Here is a 13,508-nt window from a genome sequence, read left to right on the forward strand (position 1 = left end):
CCGGGATTAGCTGTAATCCACTGAAGTTCACTGAAGCCGTCCGCGGCGTGGCGACGGGAGATTTTCCGAGGACCCATCACCAGCGGAACCAGGTGCCCCATGGATGGATCAGCCGCCGTACCGACGATCGCCACCGGCGATGTCGAGGCGATCCGGGCATTGGAGGCGGGGAACTGGCGGACCGCGCTGCGACTGCTCGGCGAGGGTCGGGTGGGTGACCCGTACGTCGGGGCGAATCTGCGGACCGTCGCGCGGGCGATGGCGTTCCGGGCTGCGGGGGAACACGGCCAGGCCTGGGAGACGCTCGGGATCGCGGCGGCGGGAATCGCGCGGCGGCAGCCCGGGCTGCCAGTCCTTCCGGCCGCGGCGGACGGTGTCACCCGGCTCGCGCTGCCGCCGGCGCACGCGGGGGCGGCGTACCGGACGGTCCGGCTGATCTGGCGTGAGCAGAGCGAGCTCAGCAGGCTGCGTCGCTTGGCCGCCGATCGGCCCAGCGGGATGCCGCCGGACCGGCACATCCTGGTGCTGGCCTTCGTCGAGTACCTCACGTGGCTGGAGCTCGACCTCGAGACCGGTCTGACCGAACTCGCGGACGACGAGGAGCTCGCCGGGCCGCAGGTGTTCGAGTTGCGGGACCGGCGGCGGGAAGGGTTCCTGCGCAGCGCGACCGAGCTCCGGCAGCTCGCTCTGCCGCGCGCCGGCACGATGACGAAGACAGTCTGGAGCCGAGCCGGCGGGTACCACGGCCTTCGCCGGCTAGCACTCCTCGAACTGGCGCGACGCTCCGCCCCACCCTGGACCGACACCCCCGCACCAACCACCTGCCCAAGCCGAACCGGCGCCCGGATGGCGCGAACCCTGGCCAGCTCCGCAGCCTGACGCGTCCGCTCCGCCGCCCTCGCCACCTCCACCCCACGGCTTGGCCACCTCCTGCACTTCGCCGAGCGAAGTGAGGCGTTCTTGGTTTACGTGCTCTTTACCAGCGACTGCTGTGGTCTTAACCTTTGGTGACCGTCTCCATCCGATGGCGCGCTGTTCGAGATCGTTGGCCTCGACAACGACCTCGAGCGCCGACCGGCCGCGCGTGAAGGAGGGTCCGACCTGATGATCGCCCTTCTGACAACGCCCTCCGTACGTCTCACGAGTCCAACCCCCGCAGATCTGGTGCGGACCGTCGACCTGGCCCCCGGGGTCACCGCCGAGATCGACCTGGCCGATCCCTCGCGCTGGCATGCGGTCGAGGTACGCCGCTGGGCCGAGGCAGACCGGGATCTCCTGGAGACGATCCTCGGCGCAATCGCGGTACCCGAGATCGATCGCCTGTTGGCGACGGGCGTGGCGACGAGCGACGTACCCGTCGATTGTGCCGGAGCGGGTGCGTGGCTGCGGCTCGCGGTCGTCGATGCGCTGGACTGGTGGTTGCAGGTACCGCTGCGCCAGGGCCTGCTGGATGCCGAGCGTGCGGTCGTCCGCGCACAGGCCGCGAGCCCACTGGCGGCCGGCGAACTCCGACGTACCCTCGTCGACCGCGCACTCGTCCTCGCCCGCCGATCGGCCGGTGAGGTGACGTCCGTTCTGAACGACTTGACCGACTCCGCGACATCGTTGCCTAGGGCCCTTTTCGCGGGGTTGTCCCGGTTGACCGCCGGGTACGCCGCGTTGGCTCGGGAGGTGGATGGGCCGGACACCACGCTGGCTGCTGTTCAGACCGCATGGGGGAATCTCCGGGCCGCGGTACCTGTCGGTGGTTTCAAGGTTCCTGCTCGTTCGCCGATCGCGTTGCCTGATCAGAGCGGGGTGGACCCTCGGCAGTTGCGGGCGCGGATCGCGGCTTCCGACGTACGGCTGGTTGCGGCACGAGGAGCGGCGGTGCGGGTGGTTGTCCCGGCGTACGCGTCGATGCCTTCGCCTGTCGTTGCGGATCGGTTGCTGGTACGGCTCGTCGATCGTCGCTCGGGCGAGGCACAGGATCCGGTGCTGCTGACGCTCCGCTCCGATGCCGAGGAGCCTGTATTTACAGAGGTTGTGCCGCTGCGTGGTGCTTCTGTCGAGCATCTGCGGGCTGATGTCTTCGACGCTGACAGCGGTACGGCGCCTGCTCGGTCGGACAGCGAACTGCTCCGGCTGCGGCGGGCTCAACTGGTGCTGAGCGAGTGGCGGCGGGCTGTCGCCGAGTCGCGGCTCGCGCGCAGCAGCCGGCCACGCAAGCAACGCCTCATTCACCTCATCCAAGCGTTCAGCCCAAGCGCGGAGCCACTCTTCTCGGGCGGGCCCGCTCCGGCGGACATCGAGCAATTCCTCGAGGGCACCGGCACACATCCATGGTTCACCAGTACAACCGGGGCCGGCTCGCTCCTGACCGCGGAACTGGCCGTCCGCTAGCTGGTGCCGCCGCGGCACCAATGTTCGCCCTGTGTGCACAGGTCATCGCGTAATGGAACACGCGCCGACCGTCCACCCGAGGAGCGAGCATGACCATCGTCTCTCGAGCCACCCGCACGCGTGAGGGGTACGGCGCTCGTCGTGCCGCCCGGGCCACTCGCCACGGTGCGGACCTCGCCGCGGGCCGGGGGCCAACTCGCAGTACCGCCACCACCGCCCGTCGCGCGCCCACTCGCCGCAGGGCCGGCACCACCGGCCGATACCTGACTCCAGTTTTACTCAGTCGCCCCGGGACCCGAGCGCCGGCTCGGCGGCCGTTCATCCTGTGGTTCCTGATGGCGGCTGACCTGGCGACCGTGATCTGGATGTACACGCTAGGTGCGTGGCTGGATCACGCCTCGAAGTTCACCGCCACCGCGACCTTGGGCGGACACCATTACCTCGTGCTCGCGGTCGCAGCGGTCGCCTTCACAACACTTGCGACCGTGGCGATCCTGAGCGATGGCTTCACCCACATGACCCCACGCCTGACCGTCATGAAGAACCTCGCGTGCGTCGTGTCCGTCGTTGCGCTCACGGGCCTCGTGGCACTCCTCCTGGCCACACTCCTCAGCCGCCTCCTCTTCGGCGCCTTCCGCCCCTGACCGTCAGTGGGCTTGCGCGACAGCGACCGCGGCGGCGATTGCAGCCGCGGTCTGTTGTGGTGCCTCGTCAGGGAGGAGGAACACTGAGCCGGGGATCGTCACCAAGGTGACGTTGGGCGCCGCCTCGAGAGTGGCGCGCTCGGCGTCTGTGAGCCCACCGTCCCCCTTCTCGGCGTGGACTACCCACACCGGGCTGCCACACGCGGCCAGTAGACCTGCGTAGTCCCGGTCGAGAGCGATGTAGTCGAGGTACGTGCTGGAGGTCCGCACCGAATCACCGGCTCGGTTCTGCTTGAGGTCCTCGATGAGGTCTCGCTTGTGCGGATCGGGCGTTTTGGCTGACCGGGCCATCAGCGGCATACCCTTCATCAGGAGGGCCATCGGCCAGTGACCGACTTTTTCCGAGGTCCGCACGGCGGCCCGGAAGATCCAGGCATCGTCCTCGGTCGACAGGCTGATCCCGAGGAGCACGACCGGCCCGTGGAAGTGGCCGGAAAGCAGCATCTCCAGCGCAACCGTCGCACCGTGGGAGAAGCCAACGACCACGTCGGAGCCGAGCTCCTTCGCCAGCTCCCCGGCCCGGCGCGCCAAGGCCGGGATGGACACGTCGTCGCCTGCCATCGGGGCACCCGCCATCCCCGGCAGCGTCGTCGCCACCAGCCGAACGCCGGCCAGCGCTTCCTCAGCCATCACCAGATCGAACGACCGCGCCGCATTGGCCCCACCCGGCAACAGCAGAACCGACCGCTCCGCATCCACAGGTCCCGCACTCAGAAGCTCCCAGGCCTTCCGCATCACTACCGCCCCCAAACAACAAGTCCCTCTCCCCACGGTACGACTCAACGCCTTCTAAGGAGAGGGAGCTACGTTCGAACTGTGGATGGCTGGAGGGGCGTGTCGCTGCTCGGTGGCTGGTTCCCGGTGACGATCGAGGTCGTCGCGGTCACTGTGCTGCTGCTTGCGGTGGGGTGGCGGGACCAGCGGTGGCGGTGGCGGGTGCTGCCGGTGGTCGTCGTTGCCGCGGTGCTCCTGGCGATGCTGGCGGCGTACCCGGGCGCGCGGGCGACTCGGCAGGTGGATCCGGTGCCGTTCGCGGTGTGGTTCTGGCTCGGCGCGACAGCGGCCGCGTTGCTCGTACTGGTGGCTGGGTGGCGCAGCGCGCGATGGTGGAGGCGCGGTACGGCGCTGCTCGCCGCGGCGCTCGCCGCTTTCGTCTGCGCCAACGGGATCAACCAGTTCGTCGGCTACTACCCCACGCTCGGGTCCGCGATCAACGATTGGACCCACACCCCGCTGCCGGGCCAGACCTCGCTCCCGAGCGCAATGCACGCTGCTGGAGCCGCGAACATCCCAACGGCGGGGAAGCTCGTCGCGGTGACCATCCCAGCGACGTACAGCCACTTCGGCCATCGGCAGGAGTTGGTGTACTTACCGCCGATCTGGTTCGTCGGTCATCGCCGTCCGGTCCTGCCGGTCGTCGAGATGATCGGCGGCCAGCGCGGTGGCCCGGGCGACTGGGTGCGCCTCGCCAACGCCGTACAGACGTCCGACAGTTACGCGCGGCTCCACGGTGGCTACGCGCCGATCCTCGTCTTCGCCGATGCGACCCGTCGATTCAGCAACGACACCGAGTGCGTGAACGGCCCGCGGGGGAACGCCGCCGATCACCTGGCATTCGACATCCCCAAGTACGTGGAGAAGACCTTCGGCGCTTCCCGCAACCCGCGGCAGTGGGCGATAGCCGGGTTCTCGATGGGCGGCACGTGCTCGATCGACCTGGTCGTCAAGTATCCGAACGTGTTCAACCACTTCGTCGACATCTCCGGCGACCTCGCGCCGTACACGGGCACTCGCGCGCAGACCTTGCAGGATCTGTACGGCGGGAGCATCGCCGCCCGCAATGCCAACGAGGCGCTCCCCGTCATGCGTGCACACGGCCGCTACACAAACGTCAGCGGCCTGTTCCTCACCAGCGCCGACGAACCGCGCCACCAGTCGGAGGCACGGCAACTCTCCAAGGCGGCGGCGAAGGTCGGCATCTGGTCCCGCGTCGACGTCAGCCCCGGCACCCACACCTGGCAGTTCGCCGCCCCCGCCTTCGCCTCCGCCTACCCCTGGTTAGTCACCGAACTCACAAGCCGGACAACCCCACGCACCCAGCCCTGAATCTGCGGTAGCGACTGCGGAATGTGCGTGGGAAGAAAAAATTGCTCCCCAGCTGACGCGGAGAGGGTTTGTGGTGGTCAGGGGCGGTCTCGAACCGCCGACCTTCCGCTTTTCAGTTCGACAGCAAGGTGAGAACCGTCGCCTAGCGGGTCGCTCCGTCAGCCGACCCAGGTCACGTCGAAGATCCGGATCTGCTCGCGATCGTCGTCGACGTAGAAGGACAGCAGCCCGAGGCCACCGAAGGTGCATTGCCGAAAGCTCGGCTCATCTCGATCGAGGGTTTGGGTCTCCCACGGCGCACCGACCAGCTTGCTGACACGTTCGACCAAAGCATCGAATGCCGATGAAGGCAGTCCTTGCAGCTGGGCCAATGCGGATGCGTGAAACTCCACGCGGTAGCTCACCGCCGATCGGACCAGCCCGGTATCGCTTGCTCTGCCGGCACGAACTCGTCAGCTCGATCCTCGCGGGTCGCTTGCAATGCCTGATCGAAGCTCGGATCGGAGTACGCGACCGCCCGCAGGCGCCAGAGGTGCAACACGTCCCGCAGCTGCTGGAAGCGCCACACCTCGTGGGCAGCGTCTAGAGCGCCGTGGTACTCGCTGAGGAACTGCTCATGCCACTTCTCCGGCAAGAGGCGGAGGATCTCGCTGGGGTCGTCCGGCGAGCTCTGCATCGGCTGAGCAGTCATGTCACCAGATTACTCTGAGCAGACCCTCCGCGTATCAAAGCTATCCACACCCACCGAACTGACCGGCGGTCCTGGCGAAAGCGGTCACGGTCGATCACCCACACGACGTGTGGTGGCGATTCCCAAAGCGAGGTCACAGGGGTGGTCAGGGGCGGTCTCGAACCGCCGACCTTCCGCTTTTCAGGCGCGCACATAACCGCAGGTCAGGTGGACCCTGACCGCGATCCGTGCAACTTGTGTGCAACATCCCACGTCTGACCGCCACTATCGCTTCAGGGCTGCATACGCGGCCCGAGTCCTCTTGAGGCACATGGCGATCGTCAGAACGAGATGCGCAGAACTCGCCACGATCGCGGCCGTCCACCAGCGATCGAGTGGCGGCGAATTACCGTCCGCGTCGGGTGTTGTCGAGATGCCGGCGGCCAGTGCGATCACAGTGGTTCCGAGTCCTGCCACCACCGCATAGAGCACGTTCGAGAACAGCTCATCTAGTAGCGCCAGCACGTGCTCTCGCCGGACCTGCTCTCGGTCCGCGCCGACCTGAATCCTGAGTTGAAAAACGAAGATCACGAGCGCGAATAACAGGCCGGTGAGGATCGAGACGCCCTGGATCAAGTCGCCAGCAGACGGCATCCGGAGGCCAAAGGCGCAGCAGAGAACGCCCAAGACTGCCGGGATGCCGAGAGCTGTAGCGAAGTCCCGCCGACGCGGCTTGCCAGTCCGGACGTCCGTCAGGGTCCGGTAATGCTCCGTCACGACTGGCATCAGCGAGAGCTTGCTGGTCATTCGTCTGGCACCTCCAGCCGAGCGGCAAGCTGGTCCGCTGACCAGTGACCGCTGTCCCACTGAGTTTGCCAGGTGGCTCCGACGTTTTTGAACAGCTCCGGAGCGATCTGGAGGCACTCTCGCAGTACGTCAGGTGCCTCGGGTGGGACGTCTTCGGCCTCGGCGATCACGAGTGCGTAGCGCGGCGTCTTCTCCTTGTCGATAACGAAGGTCTTGGTGCGCCCCTCTGCCGACACCTGGACTTCAACCTCGTCGGGCTCCTGCCCATCGGCAAAGCTGAGGAGGCTGCCGGGCTTGATCTTCTTAGTGCGAAGCCCTTCGAACAGGGCCATGGGCAGTTGGCTGCCCTTCTCTGCGCGGAGCCTCTGCTCCAGTCGGCCGACAACCTTCGGCACTCCGACGTCGGCGATATCCGAACTCCAGCCGTATTGCTTCACGATTCCGGTGATGCTGTTGAGCTTCGCACCTTCAAGCCAGGCGTCGGACTCTACGACGGATTCTGACTCTAGGATGTGGTCCGGATACTTCTTTCGGAACGATCGCACGAAGACTTCCGGCAGCTTTCGAGCCGGTGTTTCCCGACCGATCCGTTCGATGAACATCAGGGCGTGCAATTCCCCCTTCGGCACCAGCAGAACGAGTCGTGCACGACTTGTCGCTGCCATGTTGCGGTTCCTCTTGTGCTCGACCTTGTGGTCATCGACGTTCCACGTGAGACCTTCTGCGCCGAAGTTTCCGCCGTCGACCTCGACCAGGATCGTCCGGCCCGCTGGGACCACGCTGCTCACAGCGGTGTAGACCTCGCTTGTCCGGTCCACGAGCTGATCCGGGTGCGCGCCCGCGAGCATCCCGAAAAAGAGCATCAGCAAATCACTCTGTGGGTCGCCCGGTTTGAACGCCGACACGTCGAGCAAGTCATCGGGCTTCCTCCGAGGATGCACCGAAAGCTTGGTCACAAATACTGAATGCCGTGGCATGATCTTCCTCCCCCTCGTCACGCCGTGTGCCCGGCATGGTACGGGAAGTCGAATGCTGGGCAAAGTGTCGGCAATCCGGGTTACGGCTTGATCTTGATCGTGCGAGGTAGCTGAACGGAGGATCCGCTGGATGCGATGTCGCTCAGTGCCTTGGCAACCTCGCGGTCTCGTCCATCGACCGCATGGATATATCGCTGGGCGGCGGCCCGGGGTCGAGTGGCCGGCGCGTTTCATCAGATCGGCGGTGTTGGCGCCGGATGCCGCAGCCATGCTCTGGCCGGTGTGGCGCAGGTCATGGAACGTGATCTCGACCCCGACCTTCTTCCGTGCCCGAACAAACGCCTATAGACCGCATTGCCCCGCATGCGCTGTCCGTCCCGACCGACGAAGAAGAACTCGGGTCCGGCGAAGTCCTGCGCATGGCTGACCAAGAACGGCCAGACGTGAGGCGGGATCGACACCTCTCGTTTGCCGGCCTCCGTCTTCGGGTCCTTCTCGAACTTGCGCGGGGATTCGAGCAGTTCACCCCAGTTCTTGCGGACCCACACTTCTTGCCGAACGAGATCCACATCGACAGTGCGAAGGGCACAGATTTCGCCACGTCGCAGCGTGCACCAAGCCGCCACCGCGACCGCCGCTCGATAGCGCGGCGTGATGACTGTCATCAGCTGGGCAACCTGCTCCAGTGTTGCGATCGGTCGTTCGGTTGCCTTGTCAGCGCCGGCACCGGGGATCTGACACGGATTCTTGACGATTGCCTCGTCGCGCACGGCGGCATTCATCACGGCGCGCAGGAACCGGTAGGACTGTGCGATCGAGGTCCGCCCACCTGTGCCGCGTCGCGCTTTGGAGTACCACTTCCGTACGACTGGCGGGGTGATGGCCCGAAGCGGCAGGTCCAGCAACTCAGTCATGTGCAAACGCATGTTCCGGCGACAAGTCTCCTCCCACCGTTCGCCCACCTCCTCGTTCTCGACTCGAACCACCTCTTGACCGCCGCCCGCATGCGGCAGGTGTCTCGGAGCGCACCCGGACGACCGATGAGCCGCAACGAACTCGCCCGCCGGGTAGTCGAGCTGCTGTACTCCGTGAACGCCAAGCGGTACCCGATCACAGGCCACTACATCGCCAAGCTAGAACGCGGCGCGGTGTGGTGGCCCTGTCAGGAGTATCGCGCAGCCCTCTGCCTGATCCTCGGTGTCAGCAGCGATGTCGAGCTAGGATTTCATCCCCCGAGACGCCAATCCGCCAAGGCCCTGTAGAGCGCGGCATCTGGCCACTCCTCAATGAAGCGGTCATCTCTGAGGGGCGGCGAGGTTCACTGGAGAGCTGAGATGGAACAGATGATGGTGGCCTTAACAGCCGGACAGTCGCCGGCGCTGGGGAACATCTGGCGGATCACCACGAAGGAGACCGATTTCTACCTGGACCCGCTTGGTGACGCTGGCGCCGTTCACCTATCCGTCCATGGTCCAAACGACCTCTTCGAGGAGCACCGCTTCCACATCAAGATCGACCGTAGGGCGGTTGCTGCGTCGGAGGACCAGTTCGTGGCGCACTCAATCCCTCGCAAGGGCTTTGCGTTCGACGGTCAGCAGGTTGCGGCCGATGCCTTTCGCGTCGCTCGTATTCGCTGGACGTGGCACCTACAGCGGCCGCGCTTCCGGTCGGCGGCTATCTCTGGTCCAGCTCCCGACCTCGCAGAACATCAGTCGGGCAGGCGGCTATCGACTATCTTGAAGCCGAATAGTGCCTGGGACATCGACCTTGTCGTCTCCTACGGCAACCCGTACTGGCCGGCGAATCTAGGTGAGCCGTCTACGGGTGACCCCCGTCTCGGGCCACTCCGCAATGGTGCGGGGCACTGGCTGACTGCGACTTCTCACCACCGGTCTCAAGCGGTGGTCCCTGCACCCGATCAGCTGGGTCCGCGTCTTCCCAGTCCAGACGAGCAGCCGAATCGTATTCTGTGCGGTGGACCCGGACCCGCTGGAGCTGCCGACATGTACTGGTGGGTCGAGACCATCACGTCGCGCGAGCTCATCCAAGCGAGCCGGGACATGGCGCAGTAATCACCGCACCAAACACGCTGGACGTGCGGCTGTAATCCGCAAACGTGTTCGTGCCTCACGTTCGGCAACTGGTCCGCGACGAATTCGAAGCCCGGCAACGGCGGGCGGAGTGTGCCGACGCGCGAACATGTCGTTTTCGGGGTGTAGGAGTCGATCGCTACCTGTCAGGATTGGCCTGGTGAGCACTCGATGGGATGAAACATGGCACCGACTCCTCGAGTGGACCTCGGGACAAGCACCAGCTGAACGTCTCGCGGTCCAGATTCTGCTGGCCGAAGGGTTCGAGCGTGTCGACCCGAGCCATCCGCTCGGAGGAAGAGACGGTGGTAAGGACGCTGTCTGCATTCGCGACGGTGTGCGCCACATCGCGGGATTCTACTTTCCGCGGAGACAGCAGCCATTCGCCGAGATCAAATCGAAGTTCGCCTCCGACCTTGAGTCTGCTCGGGAGCGCAACGACGCTGAAGCATTCGTGTTCGTCACGAACCAGGAATTGCGGCTCGCGGAGCGCGAGATCCTCAAGGCCTTATGGCCGGACCACGTGTCTCTATATCACCTCGAAAGTGTGACCAGTATTCTTGATCAGCCAAAATTCGCCCGCATCCGTGCTCAGTTCCTCAACATTGACGAGGAGCCGAGTGGCAGGGGCGGCGACGGCGGGAGCGGCACCATCCTTGGAAACCGCGGAACGATCATCGGAGGCAATGCGGGACGCGGCGGGACGGGCGGCAGCGGTGGCCATGGCGGCAGCGGAACGATCGTCGGTGACGACGGCCTAGTCATCGGTGGCGGTGGCGGCGACACCGGTAGTGAAGACGGTCGCGGAGGTCGCGGAGCACGGGGGCCGACGGAGCGGTACGGGTTTGAGAGCTGGAAGTGGGGATTCGGCCGTGGGGGACGAGGTCCAGATGCCCCCGAGTACACCCGCAGATTGGAGATCCTGACCCAGATCCGGCAGGAGTACCTGGATAAGTTCGCCGACGACGCGCCTTACATCCAGGCCGGCATCGACGCGGTCCCGGTCGCGTGGGTGAACCAGCGCCTCGACGAGCTAGGCGAAGGGTGGCACGTCGTCTGGGGCGAGGAAGGATACGTACTTCCGCCGCTACCACGATGAGCGTCTTCGGTTGGCGGCGACCCGTGCTTTCGACTGTTGCGCATCATCTCAGCGGAGAACACCGTCCGACGTGTCCGATCTGCCGGGTTGACCTCTTATGGATCAAGGGCGCGCCTTCGGCGCGCCTCACGCGCGGGTGGGCGAGCCCATGCGGCCTGCCGGCCGAACCTCGCCCACCCCGCGCGGAGACGGCCAAGATTCGCCTTTCCAAGAACGTCGGCATCGGCTTGGTGCTGGCGATCGACCGTGGGTAGCCCCGTCCCCCTGCCGCCCGATCGTACGGTCAGTCCGGCACGCGTCAAGAGCGCTACGCGTCCCTACGGGATCGGCAAGCCGACTCTTGACCCGCACCGCGCTGACCTGGTTTGGCAGCTATCAGGGGGACGGGGCAGGTGTGGCGACGAACTCAGGCGGGCCCTGAGGGCAGCGCCGTCAACCGTAGGTACGGGCGCATATGAGGATCGGCGAACTGGTAGACATACCGGTTCCGCGTACCTTTCCGCTTCAGAACTGCACCGTAGTTCTCGTCCAGGAGAGCACCAAGAGCTGAGTGAAGGAACTGGTACGCGTCACGCTTCCCGTGCTCCGCCTCCCAGGCGGCGATGATGTCGGCGCTACGCCACTCGCGCTTGTCAGATTGCGCGAGAATCTTCAAGAGAGCCTTCCGCGGTTGGACCTCGCCACCCGCCTCGAACGCCTTGTCGACCTTCTCCGAGTAAGTGCGGTCAATCGCCTGCACCGCCCGCTTCAGCGCGGGTTCAACCTCGTCGGGACCAATGCCGCCGACCCCACGCCGAGCCCAGCGGCTGAGGTGCAGACCGAGGAGATGGGCGAAGAATGGGAATCCATCGCTGTAGAACACCAGTTCGTCCAACACGGCAGGCGGGACTGGGACGTCCAAGAGCCGAAAGCCTCGGGCGAGAACCTCCCGAATCTCCTCGTCTGGCATCCGGGGTACGCCGACCTCTGTTACACGTCGTCTAAATGACCCGGAGCCGCCGATGAGGGAAGGAGCATCTTCAGCGATACCGATGACAACCATCTTGGCGTCACCCGTTGAGGCCGCTCGGTCGGACAGGAACTCCATCGTCTGCGCGACGAGATGCCGCGCGGCTTCGGACGTGATGTTCTGGAAGTTGTCTAGCGCGACGATCCGGGTCTTCGTCCTGACCATCGCCTCAAGCAGTACGTCGAGCATCGGCTTCTCGACGACCTCGAATTCGTGCGCTTGGTCGGCCTTACCGGTCAGCTTGCCCTTGATTGTCACGAGCAGTTTGACGGTCCCGCTGGCCTCGACCTCAGCCTGCACACCCTTGGAGTGTGTGCGCTTGATCTCCTTGACCTCGACGAGCTTGCGGATCGCATCCTCGATCAGGTCGTCGTAAGACTTCGATGAGAGGCATTCGACGGTCACCATCGCCATCTGCTCGTCCTCGGACGCGTACCGCAGGAGAGAGGACTTGCCGACGCCGGTGTCTCCGTAGACGATCACCTGACCGCCTGTCTCCCGGAGTGCGTCTCGCAGGTTGTCCTGGAGCCCAGGGTTCCCGTCGAGGTCACTCTCGTTCCGGCGCTCGAACATCTCCCGCGACACGATCGTCTTGGGGGTGAACACGTCCTCTGGTGCGCGCTGTGCCATACCCGCGTCCTTACCTACCTGAAGCACCAATAACGGATCTCCAGCAGTTCGCCTGGAGGCCGACCCATGCTAGCTCGCCCCGCACCAGCTGGACGTGCATGTGGGCGTGCAACATCCGTGCAACTACGGATGGTCGTTCAGAGGGATTCACGGAGACTAGCGGGTGGCCAAGATGGGGCCGATTCACGCTTAAGAAGGGTGGTCAGGGGCGGTCTCGAACCGCCGACCTTCCGCTTTTCAGGCGGACGCTCTACCAGCTGAGCTACCTGACCGGGGAGAAAATTCGGCGGCGGGGTTTTTCACACCGCCCCCTTCTCCTGGCGACCCAGACGGGACTCGAACCCGCGACCTCCGCCGTGACAGGGCGGCACGCTAACCAACTGCGCCACTGGGCCTCAATGACTCGATGATCCTACAGCATCTTCGAGCCTCTTCTTGCACCGGCCTTTCGGCCGTATCCCCAACGGGATTCGAACCCGCGTTACCGCCTTGAAAGGGCAGCGTCCTAGGCCACTAGACGATGGGGACTCGGACCCGCGGGAGCCGAAGCTCCAGGGACAGCCGTAAGCATAGAGGAGACCGCGCCAGCTTCCAAAACGAGATACTGGCGGGGTGATCGAGATGAGCCGGAGCGCCTTCGAGGAGCTGGTCGCGCAGGCGCTGGACGACGTGCCGGAGGAGCTCGCGGCGCTGATCGACAACGTGGCGGTGTTCGTCGAGGACGAGTCGCCGGCGGGGGAGCCGGAGCTGCTCGGGATCTACGAGGGCATCCCGCTGACCGAGCGCGGGCACTACTACGGCGGCGTGCTCCCGGACCGGATCACGATCTACCGGAACCCGACCCTGAAGATCTGTGAGACCGTCGACGACGTCGTCGATGAGGTGAACATCACGGTCGTGCACGAGATCGCGCACCACTTCGGCATCGACGACGCCCGCCTGCACGAACTCGGCTACGGATAGGCCGGAGAGGTCGGCACAGCGGACCCCGACCAGGCGCAACCCGGGCAGGCGAAATCCGCGGTACGGCGGAC

The 13,508-nt window shown here is 65.4% G+C and carries 15 protein-coding genes and 4 tRNA genes; 8 read left to right on the forward strand and 11 right to left on the reverse strand.

Translation table 11 applies throughout. From position 1 onward, the window contains the following. Positions 1-99 precede the first annotated feature (99 nt). From ACWGID_RS15450 to ACWGID_RS15460, 3 genes are all read left to right on the forward strand, one after another. A complete protein-coding gene (locus ACWGID_RS15450; RefSeq protein WP_452197124.1) occupies positions 100-879 on the forward strand; it encodes a hypothetical protein in 780 nt (259 codons plus the stop codon). Between the two features lie 285 nt (positions 880-1,164). Further along, entirely contained in the window at positions 1,165-2,382 is a 1,218-nt protein-coding gene (locus tag ACWGID_RS15455; protein ID WP_452197125.1) for a hypothetical protein, read from the forward strand. Positions 2,383-2,717: 335 nt separating this feature from the next. After that, complete coding sequence (locus tag ACWGID_RS15460; protein WP_452197126.1) at positions 2,718-3,026, forward strand: hypothetical protein; 309 nt, start codon at positions 2,718-2,720, stop codon at positions 3,024-3,026. Positions 3,027-3,029: 3 nt separating this feature from the next. Here ACWGID_RS15460 and ACWGID_RS15465 read toward each other — a convergent pair whose 3' ends face one another. Continuing rightward, positions 3,030-3,821: an alpha/beta fold hydrolase gene (locus ACWGID_RS15465; protein ID WP_452197127.1), complete on the reverse strand. Its 792-nt coding sequence runs from the start codon at positions 3,819-3,821 to the stop codon at positions 3,030-3,032. 81 nt (positions 3,822-3,902) lie between these two features. On the opposite strand from ACWGID_RS15465, the gene ACWGID_RS15470 reads away from it, so the two are divergent. Continuing rightward, on the forward strand, positions 3,903-5,192 hold the full coding sequence (locus ACWGID_RS15470; RefSeq protein WP_452197128.1) for an alpha/beta hydrolase: 1,290 nt from the start codon (positions 3,903-3,905) through the stop codon (positions 5,190-5,192). Positions 5,193-5,350: 158 nt separating this feature from the next. On the opposite strand, the gene ACWGID_RS15475 is transcribed toward ACWGID_RS15470, so the two are convergent. The 6 genes from ACWGID_RS15475 to ACWGID_RS15500 form a co-directional block, all read right to left on the reverse strand. Then, positions 5,351-5,596, reverse strand: coding sequence for a type II toxin-antitoxin system RelE family toxin (locus ACWGID_RS15475; RefSeq protein ID WP_452197129.1), 246 nt, complete (start codon positions 5,594-5,596; stop codon positions 5,351-5,353). Continuing rightward, the gene (locus tag ACWGID_RS15480) at positions 5,593-5,883 is read right to left on the reverse strand and encodes a DUF6247 family protein (protein ID WP_452197130.1); all 291 of its coding nucleotides are present in this window, start codon (positions 5,881-5,883) and stop codon (positions 5,593-5,595) included. The genes ACWGID_RS15475 and ACWGID_RS15480 overlap by 4 nt, the downstream gene beginning before the upstream one ends. A gap of 142 nt (positions 5,884-6,025) precedes the next feature. Then, positions 6,026-6,103, reverse strand: a tRNA-OTHER gene (locus tag ACWGID_RS15485). A gap of 44 nt (positions 6,104-6,147) precedes the next feature. Continuing rightward, positions 6,148-6,669 (reverse strand): hypothetical protein, encoded by a 522-nt coding sequence (locus ACWGID_RS15490; RefSeq protein WP_452197131.1) that lies wholly within the window; start codon positions 6,667-6,669, stop codon positions 6,148-6,150. Then, positions 6,666-7,625, reverse strand: a complete 960-nt coding sequence (locus ACWGID_RS15495) for a hypothetical protein (protein ID WP_452197132.1) — start codon at positions 7,623-7,625, stop codon at positions 6,666-6,668. Before ACWGID_RS15495 ends, ACWGID_RS15490 begins: the two co-directional genes overlap by 4 nt. Positions 7,626-7,879: 254 nt before the next feature. Next, positions 7,880-8,560: a site-specific integrase gene (locus tag ACWGID_RS15500; protein WP_452197133.1), complete on the reverse strand. Its 681-nt coding sequence runs from the start codon at positions 8,558-8,560 to the stop codon at positions 7,880-7,882. Between the two features lie 126 nt (positions 8,561-8,686). Between ACWGID_RS15500 and ACWGID_RS15505 the strand changes: the two genes are divergently transcribed. The 3 genes from ACWGID_RS15505 (at position 8,687) to ACWGID_RS15515 (ending at position 10,835) form a co-directional block, all read left to right on the forward strand. Then, a complete protein-coding gene (locus ACWGID_RS15505) occupies positions 8,687-8,908 on the forward strand; it encodes a hypothetical protein (RefSeq protein WP_452197134.1) in 222 nt (73 codons plus the stop codon). A gap of 72 nt (positions 8,909-8,980) precedes the next feature. Beyond that, positions 8,981-9,718: a hypothetical protein gene (locus ACWGID_RS15510; protein ID WP_452197135.1), complete on the forward strand. Its 738-nt coding sequence runs from the start codon at positions 8,981-8,983 to the stop codon at positions 9,716-9,718. Between the two features lie 178 nt (positions 9,719-9,896). Beyond that, positions 9,897-10,835, forward strand: a complete 939-nt coding sequence (locus ACWGID_RS15515) for a hypothetical protein (protein ID WP_452197136.1) — start codon at positions 9,897-9,899, stop codon at positions 10,833-10,835. Positions 10,836-11,241: 406 nt separating this feature from the next. Here the strand turns inward: ACWGID_RS15515 and ACWGID_RS15520 are convergent, their stop codons facing one another. From ACWGID_RS15520 to ACWGID_RS15535, 4 genes are all read right to left on the reverse strand, one after another. Continuing rightward, the gene (locus tag ACWGID_RS15520; RefSeq protein ID WP_452197137.1) at positions 11,242-12,474 is read right to left on the reverse strand and encodes an AAA family ATPase; all 1,233 of its coding nucleotides are present in this window, start codon (positions 12,472-12,474) and stop codon (positions 11,242-11,244) included. 199 nt (positions 12,475-12,673) lie between these two features. After that, positions 12,674-12,746, reverse strand: a tRNA-Phe gene (locus ACWGID_RS15525). Between the two features lie 46 nt (positions 12,747-12,792). Then, positions 12,793-12,869 (reverse strand) — tRNA-Asp (locus tag ACWGID_RS15530). 60 nt (positions 12,870-12,929) lie between these two features. Then, positions 12,930-13,002 (reverse strand) — tRNA-Glu (locus tag ACWGID_RS15535). A 93-nt stretch (positions 13,003-13,095) separates the two neighbouring features. On the opposite strand from ACWGID_RS15535, the gene ACWGID_RS15540 reads away from it, so the two are divergent. After that, on the forward strand, positions 13,096-13,437 hold the full coding sequence (locus ACWGID_RS15540) for a metallopeptidase family protein (RefSeq protein WP_452197364.1): 342 nt from the start codon (positions 13,096-13,098) through the stop codon (positions 13,435-13,437). The last annotated feature ends 71 nt before the right edge of the window (positions 13,438-13,508 follow it).

Source organism: Kribbella sp. NPDC054772 (assembly GCF_053611945.1).

Bases quoted from the DNA above. Each gene is read 5' to 3' on its own strand.
- ACWGID_RS15505 (WP_452197134.1), top strand. From the start codon at position 8,687: ATGAGCCGCAACGAACTCGCCCGCCGGGTAGTCGAGCTGCTGTACTCC.
- ACWGID_RS15490 (WP_452197131.1), bottom strand. From the start codon at position 6,669: ATGACCAGCAAGCTCTCGCTGATGCCAGTCGTGACGGAGCATTACCGG.
- ACWGID_RS15540 (WP_452197364.1), top strand. From the start codon at position 13,096: ATGAGCCGGAGCGCCTTCGAGGAGCTGGTCGCGCAGGCGCTGGACGAC.
- ACWGID_RS15510 (WP_452197135.1), top strand. From the start codon at position 8,981: ATGGAACAGATGATGGTGGCCTTAACAGCCGGACAGTCGCCGGCGCTG.
- ACWGID_RS15520 (WP_452197137.1), bottom strand. From the start codon at position 12,474: ATGGCACAGCGCGCACCAGAGGACGTGTTCACCCCCAAGACGATCGTG.
- ACWGID_RS15450 (WP_452197124.1), top strand. From the start codon at position 100: ATGGATGGATCAGCCGCCGTACCGACGATCGCCACCGGCGATGTCGAG.
- ACWGID_RS15480 (WP_452197130.1), bottom strand. From the start codon at position 5,883: ATGACTGCTCAGCCGATGCAGAGCTCGCCGGACGACCCCAGCGAGATC.
- ACWGID_RS15500 (WP_452197133.1), bottom strand. From the start codon at position 8,560: ATGACTGAGTTGCTGGACCTGCCGCTTCGGGCCATCACCCCGCCAGTC.
- ACWGID_RS15465 (WP_452197127.1), bottom strand. From the start codon at position 3,821: ATGCGGAAGGCCTGGGAGCTTCTGAGTGCGGGACCTGTGGATGCGGAG.
- ACWGID_RS15460 (WP_452197126.1), top strand. From the start codon at position 2,718: ATGGCGGCTGACCTGGCGACCGTGATCTGGATGTACACGCTAGGTGCG.